The organism is Pseudomonas sp. B19(2017), from assembly GCF_002113165.1.
Lineage (GTDB): Bacteria > Pseudomonadota > Gammaproteobacteria > Pseudomonadales > Pseudomonadaceae > Aquipseudomonas.
On record NZ_NEJR01000029.1, the window covers coordinates 1 to 12,747 of the forward strand.

Genomic DNA, 12,747 nt, shown 5'->3' on the forward strand with positions numbered 1-12,747 from the left:
GGCGCAATCCTTCAGCTGGTACGGACCCTGTGGGAGCGGGCATGCCCGCGAAGCAGGCGACGCGGTGGATGGCACCGGCTGCGCCGGTGTTCGCGGGCGTGCCCGCTCCCACAGGTATGGCGCATTCCTTCAGCTGGTCAGGTCCCTGTGAGAGCGGGCATGCCCGCGAAGCAGGCGACGCGGTGGATGGCACCGGCTATGCCGGTGTTCGCGGGCGCGCCCGCTCCCACAGGTATGGTGCATTCCTTCAGCTGGTACGGACGCTGTGGGAGCGGGCATGCCCGCGAAGCAGGCGACGCGGTGAATGGCACCGGCTGCGCCGGTGTTCGCGGGTGAACCCGCTCTCACAAATGTCGCGTGGCTGCCGTTCAGAACTTCACCGGCGAAGGCAATGGGGCAAATACCATTCAGACATGGCCACTGCTGTTGACGATCCGCAGGCACAGCGCCTCATACGGGTCCAGGTTCACCATCAGCCGCCCATCTTCGGTCAAATCCCCTTCGACCGTTTCATTGATCATGTCCACCACCGGCCCCGGCGTGAATCCGGTCAGTTGCAGCTCCTCGGCAATCACTTCCTGGCCAAAGTTCAGTGCACTGATCTGAATGCCGCGCCCGGCCGGCAGCTCATGCACCATTACCAGCAAGCCGGGGCTGCTGACGTCGGGCACCAACAGCTGACGGCTGGTGGCGATGCCATAGGCCTGACGCACTGCCAGCAGTTTCTTCACCTTGCAGGCAAACGAATCGCCGTTTTCCAGCTGGCTGTCCAGGCTGCCATACAGCGACCGGGCACGGGGCATGCCACGCACTGACGCCTGGGCCTGCGGCTCAAGCCCGGCCAGGTCGTAGCCGCCCCGGTGAATCCAGCGGGTATCGCCATCCAGCATCCGCTGCGCGACCGCTTCGGCGGGCAAGGGCAGGGCGCCCACCAGGTCCCAACCGGACAGCGCCACCACCCCCGGCTGCATGGCGTTGTACATGACCAGTAGCAGGTGCACCTTCTGGATCAGCTCTGTTTCTGCCGCGCCGATCTGCCCAAGGTCGCGGATACCCAGTGCGGCAGCGATCAGGCTGGCCGTGGTACAGGCTATGCCATTGGTGACGAAGCGCAGGTTGTACGGCGCATGCTCGCCTGACAGCCGTTCGTAGATCTCTTCGCGGATGTGCTCGCGCAGGATGCCGCCGGGCAACGTCTGGCCTTTGTAAAGGTACATGTCATGGGCATGCAGGGTCCAGAAATGTACCAGCTCCACGGTCAGCTCGTCATGGTTCTGCAAGGCATGGATCAGCGAGGCCGGGTCGATGCCGAAGGCGTGCATTTCCTTGAGCATCAGGCGCAGGAACTCGGTGTCGCCGGTCAGCAGTGCATGCTGGTAGGCCGGCCGGGTAATGAAGTCGTAGGACAGGTCGGCACCGCCCCTGGACATCTGCGCGATATCGTCGAGGGTCAGGTTCAGTTCCTGGAAGCTGAAACCGCCGGCCTTGCGGATCATGCCGCCGATCAGCTGGTTGCCGACGATCGACAGCGGGTGGCTTTCCGACCAGGCGGTGCCGCTGGCGCGCGTCTCCACGCCGAGAAAGCCGTTGGCATCCAGACGCAGGCCGCGGGCGCCCAGACAGTCCAGGGCGTGCAGGGCATCGCCAATGATCATCTGCTGGGCGGCGAAGGTCGGGTCCAGCCAGTTCAGCGACGGCTGGCCTTCCTTGAAGTAATGCAGGTACACCCAGCGCCGGGTCTTGCCATCCACACCGGTCACCGGCGGCGTGGCGCTCCAGTCGGTTTCCTTCACACCTGGCTCGAAGAAGATCACCCGTTGTAGCTGGCCGACGATGTAATGGCGGGCCTTGAGCTCGTCGCACTGGGCCGGCAGCAGGTTGACTGCGTCGCGCCCGGCCGGCACTTCGGGCAGCAACGGCCAGTCTTCCTCGCGGATCTCGACCATGTGGTACAGCCCCGGGTAGGGACCGTAGGCCAGCTCGGCCAGGCGGAAGTCGGCGCCCTTGCCAGTGTGCGAAGGGATCAGGTCGTCGATGGTCACGGCGTTGTGCGCGGCGGCCATGCGGCTCATCTGGACCAGCTCCTGCTCGCTGCCGTACAGCGGGTCGATGTCGAAACTGATGCGGTCGAAGTTGCCATCGACGCTGGGGGTGAGCTCACGGCCACGGATGCCGCCAGACAACTTGATCGGGCCGGTGTGCAGGCCCTGGATGCCGATCTCCGACAAACGCTTCCACAGCGCCTCGTGGGCCAGGGCGCCAAGCACCGAACAACCGTCGGGGGCGATGATGGCGTCGGGGTAGACGGTCAGCCAGACCGAAGCGATCTCGGTGGCCCGGCGGGGCTGGGCTTCGGCGTAGGGCTGTTGCCACAGGCGCGACTGGCCGGAGTACAGGTGGGTGCGTTGCTGGGAGGCCCTGAGCATGGCGCGGTCTTCGAGCCATTTGACGTATGACGGATCGGGTGGGGTCATTTCGCGTCCTCTTTGCGTGTCGGCAGCGGCTCAGGTTATGACGGCTGTGGCGGCTGATCGTTCGGCTTGAGAATGGTTCGTGGGCTTGCTGATCTGTTTGCCAGCCTGGGAGGCGACTTCCAGGGCTTGGCCATCCCGTTGCTTGCCTTGCCGAGCCAGGCCTTCGAGCTGCGGAATGAGCATGCCCTCCGGCAAATGGCGCCAGAACCGGCCGGGCATGTGCAGGCGCAAGGCATCGGGGTTGAGGCGGGCAGGGTTGAAGGTATGGCGATAGTAGGTGCGCCACAATTCCGCGCCAGGGTCTTCGGCGTTGCGCGCCCACTGGCGCCAGGGCTCGGGGCACTGGCGCTGGTAGTCGAATGCCTGGCCATCGAAGCGTATGCCGTCGTTGGCCGTGGCAATCAACCAGCGCAAACGCCCCAGGCGGTCTGCGAAATGCGCACTGGCGCTTTCCAGAATGTCATGCGCCGGTTCGTGATAGGCCACCAGGTCAATTTGCAGCTGTTCAGCCAGTACTTCGGGCAGTGGCACGAAGCGTACGAACGCATGCAGGTGATGCGCTTCGCGATTGACCTGCTTGATCCGTCTGTGCAGCTCACTGCCCAATCGGTCGCCCGCCAGCATGGCAGTGCGGTCGCCATGGGCCACCCGCCAAAGTACCTCGTAAAGCAGGTTCCAGCGCTGCTCGCCACGGTAGCGAGCCGCCTGTTCCAGCTGGCCCAGCAGCGCCGCTGGCACCTTGGCGCGAAAAGGACCGGGGCCTTCCGGCAGTGCTGTCGGCATGGCCAGCAAATCAGCCACCGGCCCTTGCACCCAGGTGACCTCCGACGGGTCGACGCCATGCCCCAACAACACCCGGGCCTGGCCACGCCAGGTGGCGAACAGGCCGTCGCAGTCGAGCGCGATCATCCCCACAAGCCCATTTGCACCGGCGCCTGCGGCTCACGCAAGCGCGCCCTCAGCAGGCCGCTGCGCAACTCGGCCTGGGCCGGGCGGTAGTCGCTGGTAACAATGAACGGCCGCGCCTTGTCCAGCACACAGCGCAACTGGATCAGGTCATCGTAGCGAATGCGCCGTTCGCGTCGCAGGGCTACCAGGCGCTGCACGCTGCGCAGGCCAATGCCGGGGATGCGTGCCAGTAGCGCCGGCTCGGCACGGTTCACATCCAGTGGGAACACTTCGCGGTTGGCCAGCGCCCAGGCCAGCTTGGGGTCGATGTCCAGTGCCAGGTTGCCGCTCTGACCCAGCAGCTCGCCGGCCTTGTAGCCATAGCCACGCAACAGGAAGTCAGCCTGGTACAGGCGGTGTTCGCGCAGCAGCGGCGGTGCGGCCAGGGGTACGCTGCCGGGGCTGTCGGGGATGGGGCTGAAGGCGGAATAGTACACGCGCTTGAGGCCGTAGCCTTGGTACAGCGATTCGGCATTGCGCAGCAATGTGCTGTCGTCGGTGCTGTCGGCCCCGACGATCACCTGGGTGCTTTGCCCGGCCGGGGTAAAGCGCGGCGCCTTGGGTTCGTGGGCCACGGCTTGCTGGCCGCGGTGGATCACGCCCATGGCCTGGCGAATGGTGTGCGCCTGTTTCTCCGGTGCCAGGCGTTTCAGGCTGGCGTCGGTCGGCAGCTCGATGTTGACGCTGAGCCGGTCAGCCAGGCGCCCGGCCTCCTCGATCAGCAGCGGGTCGGCATCAGGGATGGTCTTGAGGTGGATGTAGCCACGGAAGCCGTGCTCCTCGCGTAACAGCCGGGCCACGCGGATCAGTTGCTCCATGGTGTAGTCCGCCGAGCGGATGATGCCAGAGCTGAGAAACAGGCCGCTGATACAGTTGCGCCGGTAGAAGTCCAGCGTCAGCCGGACCACTTCCTCGGGGCTGAAGCGTGCGCGTGGCACGTTGCTGGAGCGGCGGTTGACGCAGTATTGGCAATCGTAGAGGCAAAAGTTGGTCAGTAGCACCTTGAGCAGCGACACGCAGCGCCCGTCGGGGGTGTAGCTGTGACAGATGCCCATGCCATTGGTAGCACCCAGGCCATCAGCCCCGCGCGAGTTGCGCTTGGGCGCGCCGCTGCTGGCGCAGGATGCGTCGTACTTGGCAGCATCGGCAAGGATGCCGAGTTTGGCAATGAGTTGCATGGAGCTGACCTGTGATACTGAATATTCATACAGTATTTTGAGATGTGACGGATTGCAAGTGATTGTGCACCGGGATTCCTGCGGAAACATTGACAGGCACTAAGGCGAGGCCGCCCAGGCGAAGTGGTAGACATGGCTGGGGGCCGTGGCCTGGCACTGGCCGTTATCGGCGTCGGCAGCGACCACATACCATTCGGCGCGCGAGGTCTGGCCCAGCCTGCGTGCCTTGTCGGCACTGAAGCAGCGGCCCAGTTCCGAAGCCGGGACCAGGGCAAAGGCGGCAGGGTTGTGGCGCAGCCAGTAGACGGCTGCATCCGCCCTGGGCTGGTCGGTGAAACCGAAGTGCACGATGGGTTGCCGTGCAAACAGCCAATGCCCCTCGCGCCAGTTGACCAGCACCAGCTCGGCGCCGCCTGTGGCTCGTGCAGCTTCGGTCATCAATGTCTCATGCGGGTTGCGGCCTTCCTTCAGCGGCTCGACGAAACCGCGCGCAAACCACAGCGCAAACCATGCCAGGGCCACGGCAGTGAACGCCTTGCGCCAGGCCGGACGGCCGCCTAGCCAGCGCTTGAGCAGCCACGGCAGCAGCGGCGCGATGGCCAGCACCAGACCCGGCAGCGCCGGGAAGACATACAGCTTGCGCTTGCCGCTGCTCAGGCTGAAAAACAACAGCACCAGTGCCACCCAGCCGAGCAGCAGCAAGAAGCGCCCGTCCCGTTTGTGCAACTGTCGGCGCCAGGCCGGTACCAGCCAGGGCAGGGCCAGCACCAATGGAAGCCAGTACTTGGGGATGACCTTGACGAAGAAGTACCAGAACGGTTCGCGATGGTCCCAGGCATTGGCATAGCGGCTGGCGGTCTGGCGCAGCAGGATCTCCTTCAGATAGGCCAGCTCCGCCGCGCCACCGCCATGGGCAATCGATACCAGCAGTGGCAGCAGCCACACCGCGCAACCGGCCAGCAGCCACAGCAGCCCCAGGCACCAGTGCCAACCCTGGCCGGGCATGGTCACAACCCCGTGCCAGCGGTGGCGCACCGCCCAGGCATAGGGCAGCAGTAGCAGCGCCGGGACAAAGCCCACGCCCTTGCTGATGATGCCCAGGCCCATGGCGATGCAGGCCAGGTAGAACCAGCCCCACGCCGGCCCGAGCAGCAAGTGGCGCAGCATGCCGTAGAAACCCAGTGCCACCCACAGGCACAGGAAGCTGTCGATCTGCCCGGTGCGCAGGATGCTGTAGCTCTGGTAGGTAGCCAGGAACAGCAAGGCGGCGATTACGCCGATGCGCCGGTTCCACAGGCGCCACCCCAGGTCATGCAGCACCCAGGTGATGGTTGCCGCCGACAGCAGCCCAGGCAGGTACAGGGCCACCTTGGGCGAGCCGGTGAGGTGGCTGAACATAGCCACGGTCCACATGAACAATGGCGGCTTGTCGCCGTAGATTTCCGCTGCCCGGTGCGGGATGAACCAGTTGCCGCTCTGCAGCATTTCCAGGGCGACGCCGAGAAAGCGTTCTTCATCCACATTCATTGGCTGGCGCCAGCCGATACCCGCGCCCACCAGCAATATGGCGAGGGTAATCAGGGCCAGGCGTTCGGCCCCGAGCGTGTTGAACCTTGGCAAGGGCTATTCCTTCTGTTCCTGGTGGCGGGCGATCAGCTGCAGGTTGCGCAGGTAGACCAGAAAGCCGAAGCTCTGGCCGATGATGAACACCGGGTCCTGGCGATAGATGGCGTAAGTCAGCAGCAGTGCGCTGCCGAGCATGCTCAGGTACCAGAAACCCACCGGTATCACACTGCGGCGCTTGAACTCGCTGTACAGCCACTGCAACACGAAGCGCCCGGTGAATACGACCTGGCCGGCGAAGCCGATGATCAACCACAGGGTTTCACGGGTCATCCTTCGAGCTCCTGGGGGGGCGTGTCCAGGCGCGTGCGACGGACCAGCCACCAGACCCCGAACAGGTCGAGAATGCCGACCAGGGCGCGGTCCAGGTTGCCGTACTTGGACACCCCGGCGTGACGTGGCCGGTGATTGACCGGGTGCACCAGCATGCGGCCGTTGTGGCGCAGGATCAGCGCCGGGATGAAGCGGTGCATGTGGTCGAAATAGGGCAGGCGCAGGAAGGCCGTGCGCTCGATCAGTTTCAGCCCGCAGCCGGTGTCTGGCGTGGCGTCCTTGAGCAGGCGGCTGCGCAGGCCGTTGGCAAAGCGCGAGGCCCAGCGCTTGCTGGCGCTGTCGCGGCGGTTGACCCGGTGCCCGGCCACCAGCTTGAGGCCGCCGGCCAGGTCCTGGTTGGCGCGCACCAGGGCCAGCATGCCGGGGATGTCGGCCGGGTCGTTCTGGCCGTCGCCGTCCAGGGTCGCCAGCCAGCGCCCGTGTGCAGCCTGGGCGGCATGCCACAGCGAGGTGCTCTGGCCCAGCGAGCGCGCGTGGCGGAGGATGCGCAGCTGCGGGTAACCCTGGCTTTTCAGTTGCTGCAGTACGCTCAGGGTGCGGTCGCTGCTGCCGTCATCGACCACCAGCACTTCATAGTCTTCATCCGCCAGCGCGGTGCGTATTTCCATCAGCAGTGACGGCAGGTTGTCGACCTCGTTCCTGGCGGGAATGAGTACCGAGAGGTCCAGTGCATCTGTCATGAGGCGTCCTGTGATTGTGTTGTGATTGCGCGGTTCAAACCCGGTAGAAATCCCGGTACCAGCCAACGAAGGCATTGACGCCGTGTTCCAGCGATGTGTCGGGGGTGTAGCCGATCCAGCGCGCCAGCGAGCCGACGTCGGCCCAGGTTTCCAGCACGTCACCCGCTTGCAGCGGCAGGTAGTCGCGCCGGGCCTTGATGCCCAAGGCACGTTCCAGGCTTTCGACGAAGTGCAGCAGCCGTACCGGCTGGCCTCGGCCGATGTTGAACAACTGGCAGGGTGGTTGCCCCTTGTCCGGCACTGGCGGCTTCAGGCGCAAGCGCACGATGCTCTCGACGATGTCGTCGATGTAGGTGAAGTCGCGCCCCATCAGGCCGTTGTTGTAGACCTCGATCGGCCGGCCCTCGAGCATGGCGCGGGTGAACTTGAACAACGCCATGTCGGGGCGGCCCCAGGGGCCGTAAACGGTGAAAAAGCGCAGGCCGGTGGTCGGCAGCTGGTACAGGTGTGCGTAGCTGTGCGCCATCAGTTCATTGGCGCGCTTGCTGGCGGCATACAGCGACAGCGGTTGCTCGACCGGGTCGTCGACGCAGAACGGCAGTTTGGCGTTGGCGCCGTACACCGAACTGCTGGAGGCGTAGATCAGATGGCGGGGCGGCTGCTGGCGGCAGGCTTCGAGCAGGTTGAGAAAGCCGACCAGGTTGGCCTGGCCATAGGCGCCGGGGTTGTCCAGCGAATAGCGCACCCCGGCCTGCGCCGCCAGGTGGATCACGGCACTGAACGCTTGCCCGGCGAACAGTTGTTGCAGTTCGCTCGGGTGGGCGATGTCGAGGGTGTGGAAGCGGAAACCGGCAAAGCCGAACAGCTGCTGCAGGCGCGCCAGCTTCAGCTGGACGCTGTAGTAGGCATTGAGGTTGTCGATACCGACCACCTCGATGCCTGCTTCGCACAGGCGCCGTGCAACGTGGTAGCCGATAAAGCCGGCCACGCCGGTAATCAGTACGGGCATGCTGGCTGTACCTGGCCACGGCCGATGCCGTAATAAGTCAGGCCGGCGGCGGCCATGTGCTCGGGTTCGAACAGGTTGCGCCCGTCGAATACCACCCGGTCGGCCAGTTGGTGCGGCACCTTGTCCAGGTTCAACACGCGGTAGTCCTGCCATTCGGTGACGATCACCAGGGCATCGGCGCCGTGCAGCGCATCCTCCTTGCACGGCACCAGCTGCAGGTCGGCGCGCGGACCATAGTGGCGCTGGATCGCTTCCATGGCCTGCGGGTCGTGGGCCTGCACCCGCGCACCGGCGGCCCACAGCGCTTCCAGCAGGACCCGGCTGGAGGCCTCGCGGATGTCGTTGGTATTGGGCTTGAACGACAATCCCCACAAAGCGAAGACCTTGCCCCGCAGGCCACGTGGGTAGTGGCGCTGGATCTTGCTGAACAGCCGGCCCTTTTGCTGCTCGTTGACCGACTCCACCGCACGCAGCAACTGCGGTTCGAAGCCTTCGGCCTCGGCGCTGCGGCGCAGGGCTTGCAGGTCCTTGGGGAAGCATGAGCCGCCAAAGCCGCAGCCGGCATAGATGAAGTCGTAACCGATGCGCGGGTCCGAGCCGATGCCACGGCGCACCATTTCGATGTCAGCGCCCAGGTGCTCGGCCAGGTTGGCGATTTCGTTGATGAACGAGATCTTGGTCGCCAGCATGCAGTTGGCCGCGTACTTGGTCAGCTCGGCGCTGCGCGCATCCATGACCATGAGCTTTTCGCGGTTGCGGCTGAATGGCAGGTACAGCTCGCGCAGCAGCTCCACTTCGGCGGGGGCCGCGCCGCCGATGATGATGCGCTCCGGGCGCATGCAGTCATCGACGGCCGAGCCTTCCTTGAGGAACTCGGGGTTGCTGACAACGTGGAAGCGGCTGCTATCGGCCACGGTCTGGGCGATGCGCGCCTTGATGCGGTGCACCGTGCCGACCGGAGCAGTGGATTTGTTGACGATCACCTTGGGGCCGTCGGCATGTTCGAGGATGCTGTCGACCACTGCGAACACATGCTTGAGGTCGGCGCTGCCATCGGCCTGTGGCGGGGTACCGACGGCGATGAACTGCAACCTGGCGTAGTTGGCCGCTTCGCTGGCGTCGGTGGTGAAGCGCAGGCGACCGCAGGCCAGGTTCTTTTCCAGCATCGGCGCAAGGCCGGGCTCGAAGATCGGGCAATGGCCTGTATTGAGGCTGGCGACCCGCTCGGCGTCGACATCCATGCACAACACCGAGTGCCCCACCTGGGCCAGGCACACTGCCTGGGTGAGGCCGACATAGCCGGTACCGAAAACAGTGACCTTCATTTGACAGCTCCTTGGGAAGAAAGCTGAAAAAAAATGTCACATTGTTGTTTAGAAATTGTTACCTGTGCAGGCCGGCAGCTGTTGACTGACGCGCCATAGCTGTTGCCGGAACCAGCGTCGCAAGGGATCTGCATGGGTGCGTTCGTGCCAGATCTGCATCACCTCGACCGCTGGCAGTGTCAGCGGCAGCGGGTACATGCGCAGGTCGTCATCACGCTCGGTGGCTTCGATGGCCAACGAGCGCAGGCAGGTGAGCAGCAGGTTGGTGCCGCGCAGCAGGCGCGTGGGTGCGACGAAGCTCGACAGGCCTGCCACCACCCGTCGCTGCATGCCCTGGCTGCGCAAGGCGCGGTCGACCAGGCCATCAAGGTCGCCGGTGAGTGTCGTGAGCAGGTGGTCGCTGGCGAGGAAGGTATCGAGATCCAGGCCTTGGTCCAAGGCTGGATGGCTGCGCGAGGCCAGCACTACAAAATGTTCGCTGAGCAGGCGCTGTTGGTGGAACGTTTCCGGGAGGCCGGTGTAGAACCCGGCAACGGCCAGGTCACAGGTGCCTTTCTCCAGTTCTTCGCGAGGTAGCTGGCCACGCGTGTTGTGGGTGACCAGTGTCAGGTTCGGTGCCTGGCTGCGCAGGATCGGCAGCAGCCTGGGCAACAGCGTCTGCTCTGCATAGTCGGTGCTGTACAGGTGCAGGCGGGCAGGGCGGGCGAGGAAGTCCTGCCCTTCGCAGCGTTCATAGAAACCTTCCAGCCCTACCACCAGGCGTTCTACCTCGGGCGCCAGTTCGTGGGCGCGTGGTGTCGGGGTCAGGCCCCGGGGCGCGCGGACGAACAGCGGGTCGCCAAACTGATGGCGCAGCTTGTTCAGCTTGTGACTGAGCGCGGGCTGGCTCAGCGCCATGCGTTGCGCGGCGAGGGTGGCGTTGCGTTCCTGATACAGCACATGAAACAGGTACAGCAGGTTGAGGTCCTTGCTGGTGATATTCATTTTCTGGATCACAGGCATGAGAGCTTTCGAATTATCGAATCATAGCCTTGCCATTAGCATGAACGCATCCCGCCAACATGAGCGGACAGTTCCATTTGCCTGATCAGGAGATTGTTGCATGACCAAGATGTCCCGACTTGCCCTGGCTGTTGCCGGCACCCTGCTTGCCGCCGGCGCCCACGCTACACCCAAGGGTGAGGTGCTGGTGCTGCTGTCCAGCGAGCACCAGTTGCCGCTGCAGGACGGCAAGCGCTACGCCACCGGCTACTACCTCAACGAATTCGGCGTGCCTGCCGACCAGTTGCTCAAGGCTGGTTACAAGCTGGTGCTGGTTACCCCCAAGGGTAATGCCCCACGCGTCGACCAGCGTTCGATCGACCCAAGCTACTTTGACGGCGATGCGGTGGAGATGCGCCGGATCGAGAAGGTCGTGCAAGGCCTGCCGGGCATTGACGATACCCTGTCGGTGAAAGAAGTCCTGGCAGGTGACCTGGGGCGCTATGCCGGGCTGTTCATCCCCGGCGGCCATGCGCCGTTGATCGACCTGGCCAACAACCCGGAAGTGGGTGCCTTGCTGCGGCATTTCCACCAGGCCGGCAAGCCCACGGCCGCCATCTGCCACGGCCCCATCGCCTTGCTCTCGGCCCAGCAGGACCCGGCAAGCTACCAGTCGGCGCTGGCGCGTGGTGAAAAGCCGGCAGCCAACGACTGGTTGTACAAGGGTTACAAGATGACCATTTTCTCCGACCCGGAGGAGCAGGTGTTCGAGGGTTCGCTCAAGGACCAGCGTTTGCTGTTCTACCCGGCCAACGCCATGGCAACGGCAGGGGGCGAGATGGGCTATGCGAAGGCCTGGCAACCCCATGTGGTGGTGGACCGTGAGCTGATTACCGGGCAGAACCCGTTCTCGGACAAGGCGCTGGCCAAGGTGCTGCTGGAAAAGTTGGCTGGGCGGGCGAAGCCTTCTGATCAGGGCATCTAGACTTACAAGTGGCCTGCGTTGGGCAACGCCCCGCAGGCCCACACCATTCAATCGACCACCGCCTCCCCGGAGCGGATGTCCCTCGCTGGCGATGGCCTTCTTGCAGAGGAGGGCAGATCATGGACGAGGCAAGGCTTCACGACTTCATGGGAAAGCTGGTGGGCGACATGGGCGCGGCGGCGACCTTGGCCAATGTGATTCTTGGCGATGAGCTGGGGTTGTACCGGGCCATGGCCGATAGCCAGCCGACCACACCCGAGGCGCTGGCGGAAAAGACCGGCTGCCACCCGCGGCTGCTGCGCGAATGGCTCAGCGCCCAGGCTGCCTCGGGCTACATGGTGCATGACAAGGGCCGTTTCGTGTTGCCCGAAGAGCAGGCCATGGCCCTGGCGCTGGAGGACTCTCCGGCCTACATGGCCGGTGGTGCCGCTGTGGTGGCAGCGCTGTTCCATGACAAAGACAAACTGGTAGCGGCCATGCGCGGCGACGGCGCGTTGGCCTGGGGTGATCACCACCCATGCATGTTCAGTGGCACCGAACGGTTCTTTCGGCCGGGCTACCGCACCTTCCTCGTTGCCGAATGGTTGCCGGCGCTGGAAGGCGTGGTCGCCAAGTTGCAATCGGGCGCCAAGGTGGCGGATGTGGGCTGTGGACATGGAGCTTCGACGCTGGTAATGGCCCAGGCGTTTCCGGCATCCACCTTTATCGGCTACGACTACCACGGGCCTTCTATCGCCACCGCCAACGAGCGTGCGCGCGAGGCGGGGTTGGCGGGGCGGGTGAGCTTCCAGCAGGCCAGTGCCAAGGACTATCCGGGGCATGACCATGACCTGGTGTGCTTCTTCGATTGCCTGCACGACATGGGCGACCCGGTGGGGGCTGCGAAGCATGCTTACCGCGCGTTGAAGGCCGACGGCACGGTGATGCTGGTGGAGCCTTACGCCGAGGATTCGCTGGAGGGCAACCTGACACCGGTTGGGCGCTTGTTCTATGCGGCATCGACGTTTATCTGCACGCCGAATTCGTTGTCTCAGGAGGTGGGGCTGGGGCTGGGCGCGCAGGCCGGGGAAGCGCGGTTGCGGGCGGTGTTCGAAGAGGCGGGGTTCAGACGGTTCCGGCGGGCGACGCAGACACCGTTCAACCTGATTCTGGAGGCTCGGAAATAAAGGTAAGCCTGTGCCGGCCCTTTCGCGGGTAAACCCGCTCCCACG

At 64.6% G+C, this 12,747-nt stretch carries 11 protein-coding genes; 2 read left to right on the forward strand and 9 right to left on the reverse strand.

The annotated features are described in order from the left end of the window. Window positions 1-407 precede the first annotated feature (407 nt). The 9 genes from treS to CAF70_RS25095 form a co-directional block, all read right to left on the reverse strand. Window positions 408-2,474 carry a maltose alpha-D-glucosyltransferase gene (gene treS / locus CAF70_RS25055; protein ID WP_085627293.1) on the reverse strand — a complete coding sequence of 689 codons (2,067 nt, stop codon included), beginning with the start codon at window positions 2,472-2,474 and terminating at the stop codon, window positions 408-410. A 30-nt stretch (window positions 2,475-2,504) separates the two neighbouring features. Beyond that, window positions 2,505-3,389 (reverse strand): TIGR03915 family putative DNA repair protein, encoded by an 885-nt coding sequence (locus CAF70_RS25060; RefSeq protein WP_085627294.1) that lies wholly within the window; start codon window positions 3,387-3,389, stop codon window positions 2,505-2,507. After that, window positions 3,380-4,600: a putative DNA modification/repair radical SAM protein gene (locus tag CAF70_RS25065; RefSeq protein WP_085627295.1), complete on the reverse strand. Its 1,221-nt coding sequence runs from the start codon at window positions 4,598-4,600 to the stop codon at window positions 3,380-3,382. Before CAF70_RS25065 ends, CAF70_RS25060 begins: the two co-directional genes overlap by 10 nt. A 99-nt stretch (window positions 4,601-4,699) precedes the next feature. Further along, the gene (locus CAF70_RS25070) at window positions 4,700-6,220 is read right to left on the reverse strand and encodes a glycosyltransferase family 39 protein (protein WP_085627296.1); all 1,521 of its coding nucleotides are present in this window, start codon (window positions 6,218-6,220) and stop codon (window positions 4,700-4,702) included. Between the two features lie 3 nt (window positions 6,221-6,223). Further along, complete coding sequence (locus CAF70_RS25075; protein WP_085627297.1) at window positions 6,224-6,496, reverse strand: lipid-A-disaccharide synthase N-terminal domain-containing protein; 273 nt, start codon at window positions 6,494-6,496, stop codon at window positions 6,224-6,226. Beyond that, complete coding sequence (locus CAF70_RS25080) at window positions 6,493-7,236, reverse strand: glycosyltransferase family 2 protein (protein WP_085627298.1); 744 nt, start codon at window positions 7,234-7,236, stop codon at window positions 6,493-6,495. The genes CAF70_RS25075 and CAF70_RS25080 overlap by 4 nt, the downstream gene beginning before the upstream one ends. Window positions 7,237-7,270: 34 nt before the next feature. Continuing rightward, the gene (locus tag CAF70_RS25085; RefSeq protein WP_085627299.1) at window positions 7,271-8,245 is read right to left on the reverse strand and encodes an NAD-dependent epimerase/dehydratase family protein; all 975 of its coding nucleotides are present in this window, start codon (window positions 8,243-8,245) and stop codon (window positions 7,271-7,273) included. Continuing rightward, a complete protein-coding gene (locus CAF70_RS25090) occupies window positions 8,233-9,570 on the reverse strand; it encodes a UDP-glucose/GDP-mannose dehydrogenase family protein (RefSeq protein WP_085627300.1) in 1,338 nt (445 codons plus the stop codon). The genes CAF70_RS25085 and CAF70_RS25090 overlap by 13 nt, the downstream gene beginning before the upstream one ends. Window positions 9,571-9,618: 48 nt before the next feature. Then, window positions 9,619-10,554, reverse strand: coding sequence for a LysR family transcriptional regulator (locus CAF70_RS25095; protein WP_085627316.1), 936 nt, complete (start codon window positions 10,552-10,554; stop codon window positions 9,619-9,621). Between the two features lie 118 nt (window positions 10,555-10,672). Between CAF70_RS25095 and CAF70_RS25100 the strand changes: the two genes are divergently transcribed. Together CAF70_RS25100 and CAF70_RS25105 are read left to right on the forward strand one after the other, a co-directional pair. After that, window positions 10,673-11,536: a type 1 glutamine amidotransferase domain-containing protein gene (locus tag CAF70_RS25100; protein ID WP_085627301.1), complete on the forward strand. Its 864-nt coding sequence runs from the start codon at window positions 10,673-10,675 to the stop codon at window positions 11,534-11,536. A 119-nt stretch (window positions 11,537-11,655) separates the two neighbouring features. Continuing rightward, window positions 11,656-12,702 carry a class I SAM-dependent methyltransferase gene (locus CAF70_RS25105; RefSeq protein WP_085627302.1) on the forward strand — a complete coding sequence of 349 codons (1,047 nt, stop codon included), beginning with the start codon at window positions 11,656-11,658 and terminating at the stop codon, window positions 12,700-12,702. Window positions 12,703-12,747: the final 45 nt, after the last annotated feature.

What these genes read in the sequence shown, in the direction of transcription:
- CAF70_RS25085 (WP_085627299.1), bottom strand. Translation starts at nt 8,245, where the DNA reads ATGCCCGTACTGATTACCGGCGTGGCCGGCTTTATCGGCTACCACGTT.
- CAF70_RS25090 (WP_085627300.1), bottom strand. Translation starts at nt 9,570, where the DNA reads ATGAAGGTCACTGTTTTCGGTACCGGCTATGTCGGCCTCACCCAGGCA.
- CAF70_RS25105 (WP_085627302.1), top strand. Translation starts at nt 11,656, where the DNA reads ATGGACGAGGCAAGGCTTCACGACTTCATGGGAAAGCTGGTGGGCGAC.
- CAF70_RS25095 (WP_085627316.1), bottom strand. Translation starts at nt 10,554, where the DNA reads ATGAATATCACCAGCAAGGACCTCAACCTGCTGTACCTGTTTCATGTG.
- CAF70_RS25080 (WP_085627298.1), bottom strand. Translation starts at nt 7,236, where the DNA reads ATGACAGATGCACTGGACCTCTCGGTACTCATTCCCGCCAGGAACGAG.
- CAF70_RS25075 (WP_085627297.1), bottom strand. Translation starts at nt 6,496, where the DNA reads ATGACCCGTGAAACCCTGTGGTTGATCATCGGCTTCGCCGGCCAGGTC.
- CAF70_RS25065 (WP_085627295.1), bottom strand. Translation starts at nt 4,600, where the DNA reads ATGCAACTCATTGCCAAACTCGGCATCCTTGCCGATGCTGCCAAGTAC.
- treS (WP_085627293.1), bottom strand. Translation starts at nt 2,474, where the DNA reads ATGACCCCACCCGATCCGTCATACGTCAAATGGCTCGAAGACCGCGCC.
- CAF70_RS25100 (WP_085627301.1), top strand. Translation starts at nt 10,673, where the DNA reads ATGACCAAGATGTCCCGACTTGCCCTGGCTGTTGCCGGCACCCTGCTT.